General features: G+C 70.9%; 12 protein-coding genes. 7 read left to right on the forward strand and 5 right to left on the reverse strand.

Annotated elements, in window-relative coordinates; all coding sequences use genetic code 11:
- Positions 1-24: 24 nt before the first annotated feature.
- Entirely contained in the window at positions 25-2325 is a 2301-nt protein-coding gene (locus tag ABUW04_RS10915; RefSeq protein ID WP_030261789.1) for a beta-galactosidase, read from the reverse strand.
- Positions 2326-2685: 360 nt separating this feature from the next.
- Between ABUW04_RS10915 and ABUW04_RS10920 the strand changes: the two genes are divergently transcribed.
- From ABUW04_RS10920 to ABUW04_RS10940, 5 genes are all read left to right on the forward strand, one after another.
- Complete coding sequence (locus ABUW04_RS10920) at positions 2686-4056, forward strand: ABC transporter substrate-binding protein (RefSeq protein WP_030261790.1); 1371 nt, start codon at positions 2686-2688, stop codon at positions 4054-4056.
- 9 nt (positions 4057-4065) lie between these two features.
- Entirely contained in the window at positions 4066-4965 is a 900-nt protein-coding gene (locus tag ABUW04_RS10925) for a carbohydrate ABC transporter permease (RefSeq protein WP_030261791.1), read from the forward strand.
- On the forward strand, positions 4962-5909 hold the full coding sequence (locus ABUW04_RS10930) for a carbohydrate ABC transporter permease (RefSeq protein WP_198037598.1): 948 nt from the start codon (positions 4962-4964) through the stop codon (positions 5907-5909). The genes ABUW04_RS10925 and ABUW04_RS10930 overlap by 4 nt, the downstream gene beginning before the upstream one ends.
- A 488-nt stretch (positions 5910-6397) precedes the next feature.
- Positions 6398-9241, forward strand: coding sequence for a fascin domain-containing protein (locus tag ABUW04_RS10935; RefSeq protein ID WP_380564317.1), 2844 nt, complete (start codon positions 6398-6400; stop codon positions 9239-9241).
- Between the two features lie 100 nt (positions 9242-9341).
- Positions 9342-9914 (forward strand): dihydrofolate reductase family protein, encoded by a 573-nt coding sequence (locus tag ABUW04_RS10940; protein ID WP_030261794.1) that lies wholly within the window; start codon positions 9342-9344, stop codon positions 9912-9914.
- Between the two features lie 22 nt (positions 9915-9936).
- On the opposite strand, the gene ABUW04_RS10945 is transcribed toward ABUW04_RS10940, so the two are convergent.
- Together ABUW04_RS10945 and ABUW04_RS10950 are read right to left on the reverse strand one after the other, a co-directional pair.
- On the reverse strand, positions 9937-10794 hold the full coding sequence (locus ABUW04_RS10945) for a CAP domain-containing protein (RefSeq protein ID WP_380564318.1): 858 nt from the start codon (positions 10792-10794) through the stop codon (positions 9937-9939).
- 164 nt (positions 10795-10958) lie between these two features.
- The gene (locus ABUW04_RS10950; protein ID WP_380564319.1) at positions 10959-11525 is read right to left on the reverse strand and encodes a hypothetical protein; all 567 of its coding nucleotides are present in this window, start codon (positions 11523-11525) and stop codon (positions 10959-10961) included.
- A 66-nt stretch (positions 11526-11591) separates the two neighbouring features.
- Between ABUW04_RS10950 and ABUW04_RS10955 the strand changes: the two genes are divergently transcribed.
- Positions 11592-12314, forward strand: coding sequence for a response regulator transcription factor (locus ABUW04_RS10955; protein WP_030261799.1), 723 nt, complete (start codon positions 11592-11594; stop codon positions 12312-12314).
- Positions 12311-13693, forward strand: a complete 1383-nt coding sequence (locus ABUW04_RS10960; RefSeq protein WP_380564320.1) for a sensor histidine kinase — start codon at positions 12311-12313, stop codon at positions 13691-13693. Before ABUW04_RS10955 ends, ABUW04_RS10960 begins: the two co-directional genes overlap by 4 nt.
- Before the next feature lie 99 nt (positions 13694-13792).
- Here ABUW04_RS10960 and ABUW04_RS10965 read toward each other — a convergent pair whose 3' ends face one another.
- Together ABUW04_RS10965 and ABUW04_RS10970 are read right to left on the reverse strand one after the other, a co-directional pair.
- Complete coding sequence (locus ABUW04_RS10965) at positions 13793-15184, reverse strand: Cys-Gln thioester bond-forming surface protein (protein ID WP_380564321.1); 1392 nt, start codon at positions 15182-15184, stop codon at positions 13793-13795.
- Between the two features lie 179 nt (positions 15185-15363).
- Positions 15364-16776: a S41 family peptidase gene (locus tag ABUW04_RS10970; protein WP_380564322.1), complete on the reverse strand. Its 1413-nt coding sequence runs from the start codon at positions 16774-16776 to the stop codon at positions 15364-15366.
- Positions 16777-16871: the final 95 nt, after the last annotated feature.

Here is a 16871-nt window from a genome sequence, read left to right on the forward strand (position 1 = left end):
AGTTGCGGACGGCGCCGTTGCAGCTCACTGGGCGCCGGTGGACAGCTGGACGCTGTGGATGTACAGCGGCAGGCCGGGGTCGGTCGCGGCCAGGCGCAGGTCGGCCTGGAGGTTCTGGGCCTCGTCGAACTGCGCGCCGGTGAGGGTCACCGTCGCGGTCTGCCAGCTGCCGGTGCCGCTGCCGGTGACCGTGGGCCCGTTCTGGTACGGGCTGCCGGTGGCGTCGTACTGGGCGGTGAAGCCCTGTCCGGCCTGCGACCAGTAGGTCACCGTGAGGGTGACCGTGGACGCGCGGGCCACCGCGCTGCCCGGGTCCAGCTGGAGGTAGGCGTTGGCGGAGCCGACCCCGGTCTGGGCGGTGGTCCAGGTCTGGTACGCGCTCTGGCCGCCGATACTGGTGACCGTCAGGTTGCCGTCCGCGCCCGCGCCGGTCGCGCCGACGCTCTGGAAGATGACCCCTGACGAACCGTCGTTGCTGCCCACGGTGGCGCCGATGGTGGTGGCGCCGCCCGCGCTGGTGGAGCAGCCGGCGGGCACCGGGGTGCCGGCCGGGGCGGGGCCCGGCACCAGCTTCCACTCGCCGAGCGTGGCCGTGCCGAGGGTCAGCGGCACGCAGGCGCCGCCGTCCTGCTGCGGGACCTGCGGCAGCGCCTTGCCAGTGACCGCGTCCACCGCGTGGTAGCGGCCGGAGGCGAGGTTCAGCCCGGCCGGGTGCAGCACCACCGCGCCGTCGTAGCCGAAGTAGGGGTTGATCTCGGCCAGCACCAGCTGCGCGCTGCGGTGGTCGGCCGCGGTGGTGGGCACGATCTGCAGGGCGTGCGCGCTGCTCAGGTCGGCGTAAGCCGGGGCGTAGCTGGTGAGCTGGTCGCCGCTGGTCAGCACGGTGCCGCCGGAGTTCTGGTAGGCGGTCACATTGGCGTCGGTGCCGTTGAGCGGGAGCACCGCGCGGAACTTCCGCAGGTCCACCGCGTGGTTCTTGACCTCGTCGCTGGTGACCACGGCGAAGCCGCTCTGGTGGCGCGACCACAGCGCGGTGATCTCGTTCTCCACGCTGTTGAGGCTGCCGCCGGCCGGGTTGCCCCAGGCCTTGGAGTAGTCGAAGTAGACGGCGACCGGCTGCTGCGGGTAGGAGCCCTTGAGGCTCTGCAGCTGCGCCAGCGCGGCGGTGTAGATCGGGTAGGCGATGACGTCCTTGGAGGTGCCGTCGTGGATGAAGAAGTCCTCGCCGCCGCCGTAGGGCAGCCCCATGCCGTAGTTGGAGATCCACTGCACGGCCTGGGCGGGCATCTCGGTCTCGTCCGGCGCGGTCCACTCCTGGGCCAGCTTGACGTGGTAGGCGTTGGCCAGGCTGCCGAAGGTCAGGGTGAGGCCGGGTGACTGGGCGGCGTCCTCGACGACGGTGACGTCGTACTTGCGGGCCAGGTCGAAGAAGATGTCGGGCAGGTTGCCGATGTCGGGCGCGTTGGAGATGTGGCCGCCGAAGTAGTAGTACAGCGTCCCGGAGCTGACCTTGCGCACGGCGGCGGTGAGCCGGTCGTAGGTGTCCAGCACGCTCCACTGGCGGAAGTCCTGGTAGACGCCGGCCAGCGGCTGCCCGGGGGTGGCGGCCGGCACCTGGTCGAAGGAGGTGTAGGCGGTGCCGTTGGCGGTGTTGAAGCGCGCGACGGTGCGGTACGTCTGCGGCAGCCAGTGCTGGTGGAAGTAGTCGATGTCGGCCTGGGCCCAGCCGCCGTCGCCGTTGTCGCTCCACTGGGCGTCCAGGCGGCCGTAGTTGAGGATGGCGCCGCCGTAGCCGGGGTTGGCGGTGATGTGCGCGACGGTGCTGGTGACGTAGTCGAAGTAGTCCTGCTGCTGGGTCAGGTCCCACCAGGGCGGGGCGATGCCGGTGCCGCCGGTGCTGGTGGTCTCGGTGCCGGTGATCCAGGCCGCGGGGCTGCCGCCCCAGCCGGCCTGCCAGAAGATCGGGACGATCCGGATGCCGGCCGCGGCCGCGTTGGCGAGCTCGGTGTCCAGCTCGCTGAAGTCGAAGGTGCCGCGGCTGGGCTCGATCTGGTTCCACGGCATGTTGATCTCGACGCTGTTCATCCCCTTGGCCCTGATGGCCTGGAACTGCGCCACCGACCAGGGCGTGCCGTGGTCGTCGAACTGGAGCTGGGTGGACCACAGTTTGGCCGCGCCGGCGGCGGATCCGGCCGTTGCGCCGGTCGCCGAGCCGGTTGCAGCGCCGGCCGGGGAGACCATGCAGGCCGTCGCGGCGGCGAAGGCCGCGGTCGCGGCGAGGAATGGGACCGTTCTGCGTTTCGAGGGTTTCGATGTGCGCAGCATCGGCAGAGCCCTTCCGGGTGGGTGGACGGGTGGGGTTCGACGGGCCGTGCTTCTCCAGGGCGCCCCGTCGGCGGCAAGGGCTATGGAAAACCAAGAGTGTTACGAAGGCAACAGTTCGGCCGGAAAACCTGCCGCCGTCCCGTTTCTCCATGAGGCGACCTGCGCAGATGCCACCGTCGATGTGCGGGTAACGGGGTTTCCACCACTCTTCCGTAAGAAAAGTCTCTTGGCGAACCGTCAGAATTCTCCGTGCAGACGGTCTTGACGCGGCAAACAATCGGTCACATGCTTCGGATCAATCTCCGGGGCTTCCCCGTCGGCCACATCGCGTCCCTCGTCTCTCTCGCAGAGGAACCAGACATGGCCGACAGAAACCGCACCATCCGCCCGTCCCGCGTGCTGGCCGCGACCGCAGCCGCGGCTCTCGCCGCCACCGGGCTCACCGCCTGCGGAGGCGGCAGCGGCAGCAGCAGCTCGTCCACCACCCTGGTGGTCGCCGAATGGACCAACGCCGCCGCCGTACAGGAAACCCAGGCCATCGACGCCGCCTTCGAGAAGGCCAACCCCGGCGTCAAGATCAAGCTGGAGACCGCGCCGACCACCGCGGGAGCCTGGCCCGCCCTGCAGTCCTCGCTGGAGGCCTCCAAGGGCGTGGACGTGCTGGCCCAGTTCGCGCAGTCGCCGGAGAAGTACGCGCCGGCCGGCTCCGGCGTCACCGTCGGCGGCACCCCGGCGCTGATCTCCAGCGGCCAGCTGCTCGACCTGAGCAAGCAGTCCTTCATGTCGCGCTTCGACAGCACCACGCAGAAGTTCGCGATGGGCTACAAGGACGGCATCTACGGCGTCACCATGGCCGAGTACGTCAACAACTCCGGCATGTTCTACAAGAAGGACCTGCTGGCCAAGTACGGCCTGTCGGTGCCGACCACCTTCGACGAGTTCATCAGCGACCTGAAGACGCTCAAGTCCAAGGGCCTGACCCCGCTCTACGTGGCGGGCAAGGACGGCATCCAGAACATCGTCTGGATGGGCATCTACAACCAGCTGATGATGCAGGACAAGCCGGCCTCCGAGGCCACCAGCGTCTTCATGGCCAAGGACAACGCCTTCCTGAACGGCACCCAGAACTGGAACAGCGCGCTGTACCAGGACGCCGCCAACCGCTACGAGCAGATCATGCAGTACATCGAGCCGAACGCGGGCGGTGTCTCCTTCGCCAGCGCCCCCGGCACCTGGTCGGCCAAGACCGACGACTACCCCTTCTTCGTGGACGGCTCCTTCGACGGCAACACCATCGCCGCCGACAACCCGGCGCTGAACTTCGGCATGATGGCCATCCCCGGCACCGACAACGCCGCCTGGAACCGCGCCGACCTGGCCCCCGACCTCGCCTGGACGGTGCCGACCTGGTCCAAGCACCAGGACCTGGCGCTGAAGTACCTGGACTTCTTCACCCAGCAGACCAACTACGAGGCCTGGGTGAAGGCCACCGGTTCGCTGTCCACCCAGACCGCTGTGCCCACCCCCACGCTCAAGTGGACCGACTGGCTGCAGACCAACGCGTCCAAGGGCTTCCCGGGCACCACGCTGCCCTGGCTGCCGGCGAACGTCGGCACCGGCAACCCGGCCGGCGGCCCGACGCTGACCGAGACCAAGCCCTTCGGCTCCAAGGACCTGCTCGCGGCACTGGACGACTCCGCCAAGGCGTACACCGCCGCCGTCAAGAAGTAGGGGCGTGCCGTGTCCACCAGTCCCTTCGGCACCAGGAGGACCAGGCGCTGGATCCCCTGGCTCTCCATCCTGGTGCCCTCCGTCGGCTGGCTCACCTTCGGGCTCTACCCGTCGCTGGCCACCGTCTACTACTCGCTCACCGAGTACTCCGGAGTGCCCGGCACCCCGATGAACTACTGCGGGCTGTGCAACTACCGCAACCTGTTCACCAGCAACTACTCGCAGGTCTCCGACGCCGTCGTGGCGACGCTGAAGTACACCGCCGGGGTGACGGTGCTGCAGATCGGGGTCGGCCTCGGCCTGGCCCTGCTGCTGCAGCGCCGCCGCTTCGGCTACGGGCTGTACCGGGCGCTGATCTTCATGCCGCAGATCTTCTCGGTGACCATCGTCGGCGTGCTCTTCTCGCTGCTGCTCGACCCGAGCAGCGGTCCGGCGGAGCAGATCCTGCACTCGCTCACCGGCGGCTCCAGCGCCTTCCTCGGTGACGCCTCCGTCTCGATCTGGCTGATCGTGCTGGTCAACGTGTGGATGTTCTCCGGCTACACGATGCTGGTCTACATCGCCGGACTGAGGCGCATCCCGCTGGAGCTGTACGAGGCCGCGTCGCTGGACGGCTGCGGTCCGATCCGCCGCTTCACCAAGATCACCTGGCCCATGCTGGCCCCCGCCACCACGGTGAACGTCTTCCTCACCGCGATCGGCAGCCTGGGCGAGTACGCGCTGATCCTGGTGATGACCCAGGGCCAGTACAAGACCCAGACCATCGGGATGTTCATGTTCAACTCGGCCTTCGGCGTCAACCCCGACCTCGGGCTCGGCTCCACGCTCGCCATGGTGCAGTTCGTCTTCACCGCGGCCATCGGCGGCGTGCTGCTGTGGCGCCTGCGCCGACGGGAGGTGGCGCTGTGAGTGCCCTCAGCACACGGCTGCACCGGCAGACCGATCCGGCCGTGGCAGTCGACCCGCAACGCGCCTCCCGCCGCCGCGGGGTGGTCCGGGGCCTGCGGCTGACCGGCGTCCAGCTGTTCTGCTTCGTGGTCTCGGCGGGCTTCTTCGCCCTGCCGTTGGTGTACCTGCTGCTGCAGTCGTTCAAGGACAACCTGGACTTCCTGCAGGACCCGACCGGGCTGCCCAAGCACTGGACGCTGAGCAACTTCTCCGCCGCCTGGACGCAGGGCGACTTCGCCACCGAGATGGTCAACTCGCTGATCTACGCGGTGGTCCCGGACGTCATCACGCTGGTCCTCGGGGTGTTCCTGGCCTTCCCGATCTCCCGGGGCTGGTTCCGGCACTCCAACGTGCTGTACGCGTTCTTCGTCTTCTCCGGCTTCCTGCCGGCGGGGCTGATCCCGCTGTTCATCGAGGCACAGAAGCTCGGCCTGTACGACAACCGGCTGGGCTATCTGACCCTCACCTCGCTGGCAGGCGCCGGGTTCTTCTTCTTCGTGGGCTACATCAAGACCATCCCACGGGAGTTGGACGAGGCGGCGGCGATGGACGGCTGCGGCTACGTCCGCTTCATCTTCACCATCATCATCCCGCAGATGAAGCCGGCGCTGGCGACCTTCGCCGTGTTCGGGTTCGTGGCCTCCTGGAACAACCTGATCCTGCCGCTGATCATGCTCACCGACTCCGATCTGTGGCCGGTGACCCGCGGCCTGTACAGCTTCTTCGGCGAGCACGGCAGCCAGTGGCCGCTGATCGCCGCGGCCACGATGATCGTGGCCGCGCCGATCCTGGTGGTCTTCGCCCTGCTGCAGCGCTACCTGGTGGAGGGCGTCGCCGGCGGCGCGGCCACCGGTACGGCCGGGGTGGGCAATGCGCCCGCCACGGTGGTGGCGGCGGAGGAGTGAGATCCGGCTGCTTCGCCCCGCCGACCGGTGTGTCGGCGGGGCGAAGTGCTTCCCCCGACAGGGCCTGATGATTCATCGGACCTTTGCGTCGGCTGAGTGGGGGATCGGGCGCCGGGTTCGCCCGACCGGGCGTTGTCGGAGCGTCGAGCGGCGCGCCGTGCCGGATGCCACCGGTGTCGCTGGAGCATCCCGCGCACGGTGGTCCGGTGACCGGAACATCTGCTGAGTCAGTTACGAAACCGGAGGTCAGCAGCGCTGATCTGGGCAGCATCCGGTCCCTTGCGGCGCAGATCATGACGTCGGGTCAGGCCTGGTGCGCCGCAACGGCCGTACTCCCGGTGGAGTCGTTGTGTCGAGGCCTTGACAAGCCGTCAGAAGAGCCCGAGTCTCATGTCTTGTCCTCCGATGTTTCGCCGCTGTTGCGCGTAGCGGAGGGTGCCGCCCGTCGTTGCTGTGTGCGCCGCACCGGCGCGCCGAAGGAGGATCGAATGTCCCCAGCGCGATCACCGCGCCGTCCACGCGCCCGCGTGCTGACGGCGCTGCTGCTCTCCCTGGTCCTACCGGGGCTCGGGCTGCTGTTCCCGGGCGCGGCCGCCAGGGCTGCCACCAGCACGACCGCGTGGCAGAACGGGGGGTTCTCCCTCGACACCGCCAATGTCGTCCGCCGCTCGGACATCGTGCTGGGCAAGGCGAACACCAGCCCCACCCAGTTCGTCCCGCTGGGCAACGGCACCCTGGGGGCAGCGGTGTGGGCGGCCAACGGCTTCACCGCCCAGCTGAACCGCTCCGACACCTTCCCCGACCGCAAGTCCCCAGGGCAGCTGGTCATCCCCGGACTGTCCAGGCTCACCGGCGCCACCGACTTCAGCGGCTACCTCGACCCCTACGACGGGATGCTGCACGAGTCCGGCGGCGGCATGACGCTGACCGCCTACGTCCGCGCCGACACCGCGCAGTTGGTGGTCGACGTCACCGGCGCCGACCCGAACAGCACGCAGACCGCGCAGGTCAAGCTGTGGAGCGGCCGTTCCCCCTCGGCCCAGGCCTCCGGCGCCACGGCCACCCTCGCCGAGACCTGGGTCGACAACAGCGGCCAGGGTGCGTCCGGACAGACCTTCGGCTCGCTGGCCGGTGTGAGCGCCGGCGGCCGCAATGTCTCGGCCTCCGACCCCGACTCGCTGACCGCGCAGGTCTCCTTCAACCCCAACACCGACGGCAGCTTCCGGGTGATCGTCGCCGCCCCGGCCTGGACCGGGGGCGACGCCCTCGGCACCGCCAACTCGGTGATCAACGGTGACACCACCAAGGCGGCCTCCGCCCTGACCACGCCTCACCTGTCCTGGTGGCACACCTACTGGAGCACCGCCGGGCTGATCAAGATCTCCTCGGCCGACGGCTCCGGCGAGTACGTGGAGAACCTGCGCACCCTCTACCTCTACGACGCCGCGGCCGAACGCGGCGGGTCCGTGCCCGGATCCCAGGCCGGCGTCGCCGACCTGTTCAACTTCTCCCAGGACCACCAGGACTGGTTCCCGGCCGGCTACTGGTTCTGGAACCTGAGGATGCAGGTCCAGGCCAACCTGTCGGCCGGCGAGTCGAGCCTCAACGATCCGGTGCTGAACCTCTACGAGAGCAACGTCAACGCCATCACCTCCTGGACGTCGTCCAAGGTGCCCGGCAAGCAGGGGCTCTGCGTCCCCGAGACGATGCGCTTCAACGGCAACGGCTACTACAGCGGCGGCGAGAGCAACGCGTCCTGCGACTCCACCATCGCCCCCAGCTACAACTCGCTGACCTTCACCAGCGGCGCCGAGATCGCGCTCTGGGTCTGGCAGGAGTACCTGGCCACCGACAACCTCTCGCTGCTCAGCAACGACTATCCGCTGATCAGCGGCTCGGCCCGGTTCCTGCTCTCGGCCGCCACCACCGGCTCGGACGGACTGCTGCACACCCAGGCCAACGCCCACGAGACCCAGTGGAACGTCACCGACCCGACCACGGACATCGTCGCCATGCAGGCGCTGTTCCCGGTGGCGGTGAAGGCGGCGCAGACCCTCGGCGTCGACTCCGCCCTGGTCACCCAGCTCAACGCGGCCATCCCGAAGATCCCGCAGCTGCCGCGCACCGACACCGGCACCCAGACCCAGCTGCTCACCGCGTCGTCCGACGCTGGCGGCAGCGACATGATCGGCCTGTCCACCCAGCCCACCGCGACCCGGCACAACAGCGAGAACCTGGGCCTGGAGGCGGTCTGGCCCTACAACCTGATCGGCGACAACGGGACGCTCACCGCCCTGGCCAAGCGGACCTACACCTCGCGCAGCTACGTCAACGGCAACGACTGGTCCAACGACGCGCTCGACGCCGCCCGCCTCGGCCTCGCCAGTGAGGTCAAGAACGACCTGCTGGCCGCGACCAAGTCCTACCAGGCCTACCCGTCCGGCCTGGCCAGCTTCACCGGCAGCGCCGCCTCGGAGCCCTACATCGAGCAGTCAGGAGTGCTGGCGGCGGCGGTCAGCGAGGCCCTGGTCCAGGACTACGACGGGCTGCTGCGCATCGCCCCGGCCTGGCCGACGGACTGGACCGGCGAAGGCACCGTCTACATCCAGCACAAAACCAAGGTCGACGTACAGGTGAGCAACGGCACCGCGAGCACCGTCGCGATCGTCTCCGGCGGCAACGCGCCGGTCACCATGCGCAGCCCGTGGCCGGGCCAGGCCGTCACCGTGGTGGACGGCGCCACCGGTGCGACCGTGCTGGCCTCGCAGACCAACGTGACCTTCACCTTCCAGACCCAGAGCGGCAAGTCCTACCTGGTCGAGCCGACCGCGTCGCCGACCACCTCGCTCCCGTTCGCCTCGGTCAGCGGCAGCCCGGCCACGGCCGCCAAGCACCTGGGCAACGTCAGCATCGGCCTCGACCGGGCGACCACCACCAGCCCTGTGATCAGCCTGCGGGCGCACGCCAACGGACTGATCGTCACCGCCGACAACGCCGGCGCCGCACCGCTCCTCGCCAAGAACACCGCGATCGGCACCTGGGAGCAGTTCGACGAGATCGACGAGGGCAACGGCAACATCGCGCTGCGCTCCCACGTGAACAACGAGTACGTGTGCGCGGACAACGCCGGCGCCTCCCCGCTGATCGCCAACCGCACGGCCGTCGGAACCTGGGAGACGTTCAATCTCATCCACAACTCCGACGGCAGCATCAGCCTGCGCTCCCTGGCCAACAACGAAATCGTCACCGCCGAGAACGCCGGCGCCTCCCCGCTGATCGCCAACCGCACCGCCATCGGCCCCTGGGAGGAGTTCGACCTGATCCTCGACTGACGGTGCGACTTCGGCCGGATCGAGAAATTCCGCGAGTCGCGATGAGTCCTGCGACGGTCGGCAGTCGTAGTGTCGGAACCGTTACCTAGGAGGACTTCTGATGCGCAGTGTGACCTACTCGATGGGCGTCTCACTGGACGGCTACATCATCGGGCCGGACGGCCGGTTCGACTGGTCGGCGCCGGACGAGGAGGTCTTCCGCTTCGTCACCGACGAGATCCGTGGGGTCGGCGTCCACCTGATGGGGCGTCGGCTCTACGAGACGATGCTCTACTGGGAGACCGCGGACCAGGATCCGGCGGCGGACGAGTCGATGCTCACCTGGGCGGCGATCTGGAATCCGCTGCCCAAGGTGGTGTTCTCCACCACGCTGACGGAGGTGCAGGGCAACGCCCGGCTGCTCTCCGGCGGCCTGGCGGAGGAGATCGAGCGGCTGCGCGCCGAGCCGGGGGAGGGCAACATCGCGATCGGCGGTGCGGCCCTCGCCGCCGAGGCCGCCGAGGCGGGGCTGATCGACGAGTACCGGGCCAGGGTCTACCCGGTGCTCGTCGGCGGCGGGGTTCCGTACTTCCCACAGAGCGAGCGCCGGGTCGACCTGGAACTGGTGGAGAGCCGCACCGTCTCCGACCTCGTCTACCTCCGCTACCGCGTAAGGCACGGCGCCCGGAGCTGACCCTCCGGCCCGCCGGTCCGGGTCAGTTGGCGAAGTCCTGGGTGAGCCAGACCGTGCCGTTGGCGTCACGCAGGACGGCTATGCCCACCCGGGTGAAGCTGCTGCTCAGGATGTTCTTGCGGTGCCCGTCGTCCGGCGGCTGCTCGTCCAGCATCATCTGGGTGAGGCCGACCGCGCTGGTGGCCTCGGCCGCTGCGGTGTCCGCCACGCCGCCGCCCTCGCCGATGTTCTCGCCGGCCGAGGTCCAGTGCACCCCGGCGGCGATCTCGCGGTCGCCGAAGGCCGCCTCGCCGGGGCACTGGTGGGAGAGGCCGCAGCCGGACGCCATCACCGAGTTGTGCGCGGCGGCGCTCGCGTTCAGCCCGGAGTCCAGGGTGTACGGGGCCAGGCCCTGCGCCGCACGGCTCTTGTTGATCAGGGCGAGCACCTGCTGGACGGCGTCGCTGCTGGTCGTCCCGGTTGCGGAGGCCGTCGTCGCCGGCGCGGACGCGGAGGCCGGTGCGGAGGAGGGTGCGGAGGACGCCGGGGCGGTCGGATGCGCGTCCGGGCTCGGCTTGGGCTTGGGGGTCGCGCTGCGGCTCGGTACGGGCTTGCCCCGGCGGGCCGCGGCCGAGACGGTGGACCGGGCGCTGCTGTTCCGGGTCGGACCTGCGGTGGCCGTGACCGCCTGGCCCTTGGCGCCCAGGTGGTCCAGTGCCCGCGCCGTGGTGCTGGCCGCCGGTGACGCATGCGGCACACCCAGGCAGGCGAAGGCGGTGCCGCCGCCGACCACGGCGAGAGCCGCCGCACCCGTCACCGCCAGCCGCAGTCGCGGCCGGCGCTTGGCCCGGTGCTGCCCCGAGGCGGCATGGCGGGAGGACGAATGGCGGGACGGGCTCATCAGCGGCACCTCGTGGTCGGGGTCGTTCGCCGGAGCGGTCCGGCGGCACGACCCTAGGCGGCTCCCGGCGCCCGTAGCAGGGGTGAGCGGCAACTTCATGTTGCGCTAAGGAAGGCCCCATGCTGCCCTCAGCCCCGCCGCCGTCGTGATCGCCGTCGTGATCGTCACCAGGACACCTCGCGGGTGACCTCCTGCGCCTGGGGCTGCAGACTGGCGGTGAGCTCGGAACGGTGGTGCCCGCCGCTGAAGGTGACGGTCAGGGTGCCGGGCGAGGACTGCGCGGTGCTGGTGGTGAAGCCCAGCGCCGGTACGGCGGAGACCAGGCAGACCGCGTCCGCCCCGAACCGGACCACCACCTGCCCCCCGGCGGAGGAGAAACCGTGCGTCCCGGCTCCACCGCCGCAGTCCGCGGAGGACGGATGCCCGGGCGGTGGCGCCGAGGAGTGCCGCGGCTGCGGTGTCGGCTGCGAGGCGGTCGTGGCCGAGGGAGAGGGCTTGGGTCGTGGGACCGAGGGCGAGGCGTCCGGAGTGGATGACGGCGTACCCGTCCCGGTTGCGCCGGGTGACACCGGGATCGGCGTGGCCAGCGCCAGCACGGTGGTCACCCCGGCGGTGCTGGGCGGCAGCGGCGCGGTGGATCCGAGGACGAAACGCACCGTCAGGAAGACGGCGGTGGCGGTGAGCGCGGTGCAGCACAGCCAGACGACGAAGAAGCGAAGGAGCCGGGACACGGCCCCATCATGCCGCTCCCCGCCGGCTTCCTGTCCCGTCACTGTCGATCGGCTACGGTGTCCGCCATGGCCAGTGTCCTCGTCGTGGAAGACGACCCCGGTATACGTGCCGAGCTGATCGACGTCCTGGCCGGTGGCGGGCACGCGGTGCGCAGCGCGGCCGACGGGTTCGGCGGGCTGCGCGAGGTGACCCGGGGTCCGCTGGACGCGGTGATCCTGGACCTGGGCCTGCCCGACCTCGACGGCAGCGACGCGCTCCGCATGATCCGCGGCATCTCCCAGGTGCCGGTGCTGATCGTGACGGCCAGGGACGACGACGCCGAGATCATCCGGCTGCTCGACGCCGGCGCCGACGACTACCTGGTCAAACCCTTCTCGGCAGGCCAACTGCTGGCCCGGCTGGCCGCGGTGCTGCGGCGCTCCGGCCGGGGCCCCGACCCGGAGGCGCGCTCCGGCGCGCTCCAGGACGCCCCGGGCCTGCTCCGCGAACCCGTCGCCATCGGCCCGCTGCACATCGACCCCGGCTCCCGCGCCGTCCACCTGCATGGACACGAAGTCCCGCTGACCCGGCGGGAGTTCGATCTGCTCTCGTTCCTCGCCGCCAACGCCGACCTGGTGGTCTCCAAGCGGCGCATCCTGGCTGAGGTGTGGCGTGAGCCCTATGTCGAGGACCAGACCATCGACGTGCACCTGTCCTCGCTGCGGCGCAAGCTCGGCGAGAGCGCCGCGGCCCCGGGCCTGCTGCGCACCCTGCGCGGGGTCGGCATCAAGCTGGTGACGCCCAGGTGAGGCGCACGCTCGCCGGGGTCGCCCTGGCCGTCACCTCGATGGTGGCGCTGTCCTTCCTGATACCGCTGGCCCTGCTGGTGCGCACCGAGGCACGGAACCGGGCGGTCACCGCCGCCGAGCAGCGCGCCGCCGCGCTCGCTCCGGTGCTGGCGCTGACCGCCGACCCGAACCAGCTGCGCCAGGTCGTCCTCGGGATCGACCCGACCGGGCGGCTGAGCGTCCAACTGCCCGGCGGCCAGGCGATCGGCACCGGTCACGCGCCCGCCGCCCTGCTGCAGCAGGCGCAGCAGCAGGGCGAGACGCTGGCGCAGAACCTCCCCGACGGTGGCTGGGTCTACCTGCAGCCGGTGCTGCTGGGGCAGCGACGGGTGGCGGTGGTGCAGGAGTTCGTCCCCAAGGACGCCCTGGACCGGGGGGTCACCGCCTCGCTGTCGGTGATGGCGGTGCTCGCGCTGGGACTGGTACTGGGCTCGGTGGTGGTCTCCGACCGGCTGGCCTCCCGGGTGGTGAAGTCCTCGCGCGGGCTGTCCCGCGCCGCCCACGCCCTGGGCCGGGGCGACCTGGAGACCCGGGTGGACCCGATGGGACCGCCCGAACTCTACGAGGCCGGTCAGGCGTTCAACGCCATGGTCGAGCGGATCGGCGAACTGCTGGCAGTGGAGCGGGAGTTGGTCGCCGACCTGTCGCACCGGATGCGGACCCCGCTGACCGCCTTGCACCTGGCGACCGAGCGGATGGCGCCCACCCCGGACTCGGCCAGGATCACCGCGGCCGTCGCCCAGCTGGAGTCGGAGCTGCATGTCGTCATCACCACCGCGCGGACCCCGCTGGCGCTGGGACGGGGGACGGGCGCCGGCCGGCCCGAGCAGGATGCGGCGGTCAGCTGCCCGGCCCCGGAGGTGGTCCGCCGCCGGGGCGGGTTCTGGGCCACGCTGGCCGAGCAGCAGGACCGCCGCTGCCTGGTCGAGGTGACTGCCGAGCAGGCCCCGATCGACCTGCCCGAGGACGAGTTCGCAGCCGTGGTGGACGCACTGGTCGGCAATGTGTTCCGGCACACGGACCCGGGCACGGACTTCGCGGTGCGGCTGGTCCGCGCGGCCCAGGTGGTTCAGCTCACCGTCGAGGACGCCGGCCCTGGCATCCCGGACCCCGACGACGCGCTGGTGCGCGGCGTGAGCGCGGCCGCCACCGGCCCGGCCTCCACCGGCCTCGGCCTGGACATCGCCCGCAGGGCCGCCGCGGCGACGCGCGGGACGGTCGAGATCGGGCGCAGCCCGATGGGCGGCGCGCAGGTCTCGGTCACCTTCGGACTCGCGGCGCCGCCGGGCCGCGGATCACTGAACCGGCGACGCGGCCGGGCCCGCCGGTCACACGCCTGAGCAGCAGACCCGTCACCGCACCGGCGCCCGCACCATCGGACGGCAAAGAGGGGGTGCGCACAGCCGGTTCGGCCGTGCACACCCCCTCCTGGCGGGGCGTCAGCCCGCGTGGGCGCCACCGCGCTGCCTGCGCAGGAAGAACACCACGCCGCCGCCCAGGACCAGGAGCGCCGCGCCGACACCGGCGATCACCGGGGTGCTGCTGCTGGCACCGGTCTCGGCCAGGCCGCCGCTGGCGGAGGGCGACGGGGCCGCCGCACCCGAGGCGGGGGTGGAGCCGGACGCCGAGGCCGAAGCCCCGGCCGACGGGGTCGAGCTGCTGCTCGCCGTCCCGCCACCGGTGGGCCGGCACTTCAGCGCGCCGGTGAAGGTCTTGCTGAAGCCGTTCGGACCGGTGACCGTGATGCTGTAGGTGTCACCCTCCTTGACCGGGACGAACACGCTCTGGCCGGCGCCGGCCGCGACGGTGACCGACTTGCCGTTGACCTGCGCGGTCCACGGCTGGTCGCCGCCGTTGGTCACGGTGACGTCGACGCCGCCCTGCTTGCAGTCCTCGGTGGCGTTCGCCGCCGGAACCGCGCCCTGGGGCGCCCACTGCGCCGCGGCCGAGGCGTTGACCTGCACCGGGGCGGTCCCGGCGAGGATCATCGTCTGGCTGTCGCCGCGCAGCGCCTTGAACGCGCGACCGACCGGAAGGCTGGTCGTGGCCGAGGCGCTGAGCTGCGCGGTGCCGGCGTCGGTGCCCGCCGGCACCTTCACGTAGAGCTTGTCGTTGTTGCCCGCGCTGGTCACGGCCTGGCCGTTGCCGTCGACGAGCTGCACACCGCTGGGCGCGGTGAGCTTGAGGCCGACCGACTTGGCGTTGGTGGTCACCGTGATCGGTCCCAGCTTGTCTCCGCTCTTCCCGGCGACCGAGGCCGGCGAGAGGGCCAGCGAGGGGGCCGGCTCGGAGACGTCGGTGGCGTTCTGCTCCAGCCAGCCGGCGACCGCCGTGGTGGTGGCGTCGTTGCTGGTCGCGTCGGTCTTGTCGGAGAAGTGCCAGATCGCGATCTGGGTCGCGGCCGCCGCCTCGTCCTGGCTCAGGCTGCCGACACCGGCCTCCTGCGCCAGGGCCGACGCGGAGAGCACCGGGTAGCTGTGCTGCAGGATCCACTGGATCTTGCCCCGGTCCGGGTTGTCGGAGAGCACGGACTGGTCCCAGCCGGTCTCCTGGTACTTCACCCCGGCACTGGTGCCGTGGTAGAGGTCGATGCAGTAGACCTCAAGGTCCTGCCCGTCCTCCGTGAGCGCCACCGTTCCTGCGGCGCCCTGCCCTTCACCGGGGATGTGCACGCTCTGGCCGTGCAGCACGTTGCCGAGCGTGGCGACCGCGCTGCCGTTCTGGTCCGCTGCCGCACTTGTCGCCGTGGTCAGCGCGCCCGCGGCGAACGCCCCCGTCGCCAGCAGGGCGGCGCCTATCCGCACCGCTCCCCGCTGTGGTATTCCGAACATGCCTCGCCCTTTCGATGGTTCCAGGGGCACCGTGGCATCGACTTCCGGCCAGCCCGCTGACGCAGCAGCAGATCGGCTACCCCCCTTGGCATGTGCATACTAGTGGGATTCATCCGCTTTGATGACCAAGGGGTGGCATTTCCGGCTGTGGGCTGTCCCAGAGTCTACTGAGGGGTATGTCAGAGCCCGCTGAGGGCTGCCTCTGCGGCGGCGAAGGCGGAGTCCCGTCCCTGCGCGAACTCGGCCGGGGTGAAGACCGGTTCGGTGAGCTGCGGCGGAATGCCGCGGCCGTCGAACGTGGTCCCCGCGGCGGTGAGGAACTCCTCGTTGGGCAGGCCGAAGGACCAGCCGTTGGGAAGCTGCCGGTCCAGTACGTCGGAGAACACGCCCTGGGTCGGCTGTCCGACGCGCAGGGCCCCGCCGGGACGTCCCATCAGGGCCTGGGTGAAGGTCTCGCCGGCGCTGACGGTGGAACCGCCGGTGAGCACCGCGACCGGTCCGGTGTAGTGGGTGACGGAGTCGGCCGGCCGGACCTCGATCGGCTGGGGCGTGGTGAACCGGGTCGGGTCCTGCGGCTGGTTGCGGGCCCGCTTGGCGTAGGCGAGGTACGGACGGTCGGTCAGCCGGGCGGCGATCTGCAGCCCCAGGGCGTCCGAACCGCCGCCGTTGACGCGCAGGTCGATGATCAGTCCGTGCAGCCGCCGGGTCCGGGCCGGGGTGAGCACGGTGTCCAGTGCGCTCTCGAGGACGGCGCTGTTGCCGGCGTAGGGGTCGTCGGGGTCCGGGGTGTAGCCGCCGAATCCGGAGATCCGCAGGTAGCCCTGACCGTTCGGCAGGTCGGCCCAGCTGATCCGGCCGCGGGCGTACTCGTGGAACGGCAGGCCGCCGAGGTCGGTGCGCCGGATGTAGTCCTTGACCTGCTGGTCGAGCTCGGGTCCGGGCGGCACGGTCCCGGGTCGGCCCGCCGCGAAACGGCCGACCCTGCCCGCGTCCAGGGAGACATGGGCGTCATGGAGCGGCGCCACCATGTCCCGTAGCACCGCGAACAGTGCCGCGTCGCCCATGCCTGCGTGCACCAGGGGACGGTAGTGCGCCCTGACGGACTGCCAGTCGATCCCCTTGGCGGCGAAGAAGGGGTAGTTCTCCGCGAAGGTCGCCCAGAACACGTCGAAGACCCGCACCGGGTCCGCTGCCGCGGCGGCGCCGCAGCCGGGCGGCAGCGCGGCGATCCGCCGCAGCCGCAGGTCCCCGGCCGAGCCGTCAAGGTGCAGCACGGCACGGTCCGGTGCCGACCCGGGCCGGAACCGGTAGACCTGGCCTTCGTCGTCGGTCCAGACCGTCGAGCCGGCCGCGGGCCGCCCGGTTGGCCGGGCCGAGACTCCCGGCAGGCAGCTGACGGCAGTGGTCTGGTACTCCAGCAGCAGGCCGGCGCCGATCACCACGTCGGTGCCGTACCCGTCCACCTGCCAGACCCCCGAGGCGGCGGGCGGCGCTCCGGTCCCGGCCGAGGCGTTCGCCGCGGGCAGGAAGGCACCGGCGATCAGCAGTGCCAACGCGGCCGTGACGGTCCGGGCGCAGGTCAGCTGTGGCATGGCGGAACGGTCCCCTCGTACGGTCCCCGCAACTGCGGGGACGACGGTCTCCTGGGTTCCATCCTTGCGATCACCGGGCCGGACCGGCCATCGGG

The organism is Streptacidiphilus jeojiensis (assembly GCF_042510965.1).
Taxonomy (GTDB): Bacteria; Actinomycetota; Actinomycetes; order Streptomycetales; family Streptomycetaceae; genus Streptacidiphilus; species Streptacidiphilus jeojiensis.

Excerpts from the sequence above, each read along its gene's own strand:
- ABUW04_RS10915 (WP_030261789.1), bottom strand. The coding sequence starts at position 2,325 with ATGCTGCGCACATCGAAACCCTCGAAACGCAGAACGGTCCCATTCCTC.
- ABUW04_RS10920 (WP_030261790.1), top strand. The coding sequence starts at position 2,686 with ATGGCCGACAGAAACCGCACCATCCGCCCGTCCCGCGTGCTGGCCGCG.
- ABUW04_RS10935 (WP_380564317.1), top strand. The coding sequence starts at position 6,398 with ATGTCCCCAGCGCGATCACCGCGCCGTCCACGCGCCCGCGTGCTGACG.
- ABUW04_RS10940 (WP_030261794.1), top strand. The coding sequence starts at position 9,342 with ATGCGCAGTGTGACCTACTCGATGGGCGTCTCACTGGACGGCTACATC.
- ABUW04_RS10945 (WP_380564318.1), bottom strand. The coding sequence starts at position 10,794 with ATGAGCCCGTCCCGCCATTCGTCCTCCCGCCATGCCGCCTCGGGGCAG.
- ABUW04_RS10955 (WP_030261799.1), top strand. The coding sequence starts at position 11,592 with ATGGCCAGTGTCCTCGTCGTGGAAGACGACCCCGGTATACGTGCCGAG.
- ABUW04_RS10965 (WP_380564321.1), bottom strand. The coding sequence starts at position 15,184 with ATGTTCGGAATACCACAGCGGGGAGCGGTGCGGATAGGCGCCGCCCTG.
- ABUW04_RS10970 (WP_380564322.1), bottom strand. The coding sequence starts at position 16,776 with ATGCCACAGCTGACCTGCGCCCGGACCGTCACGGCCGCGTTGGCACTG.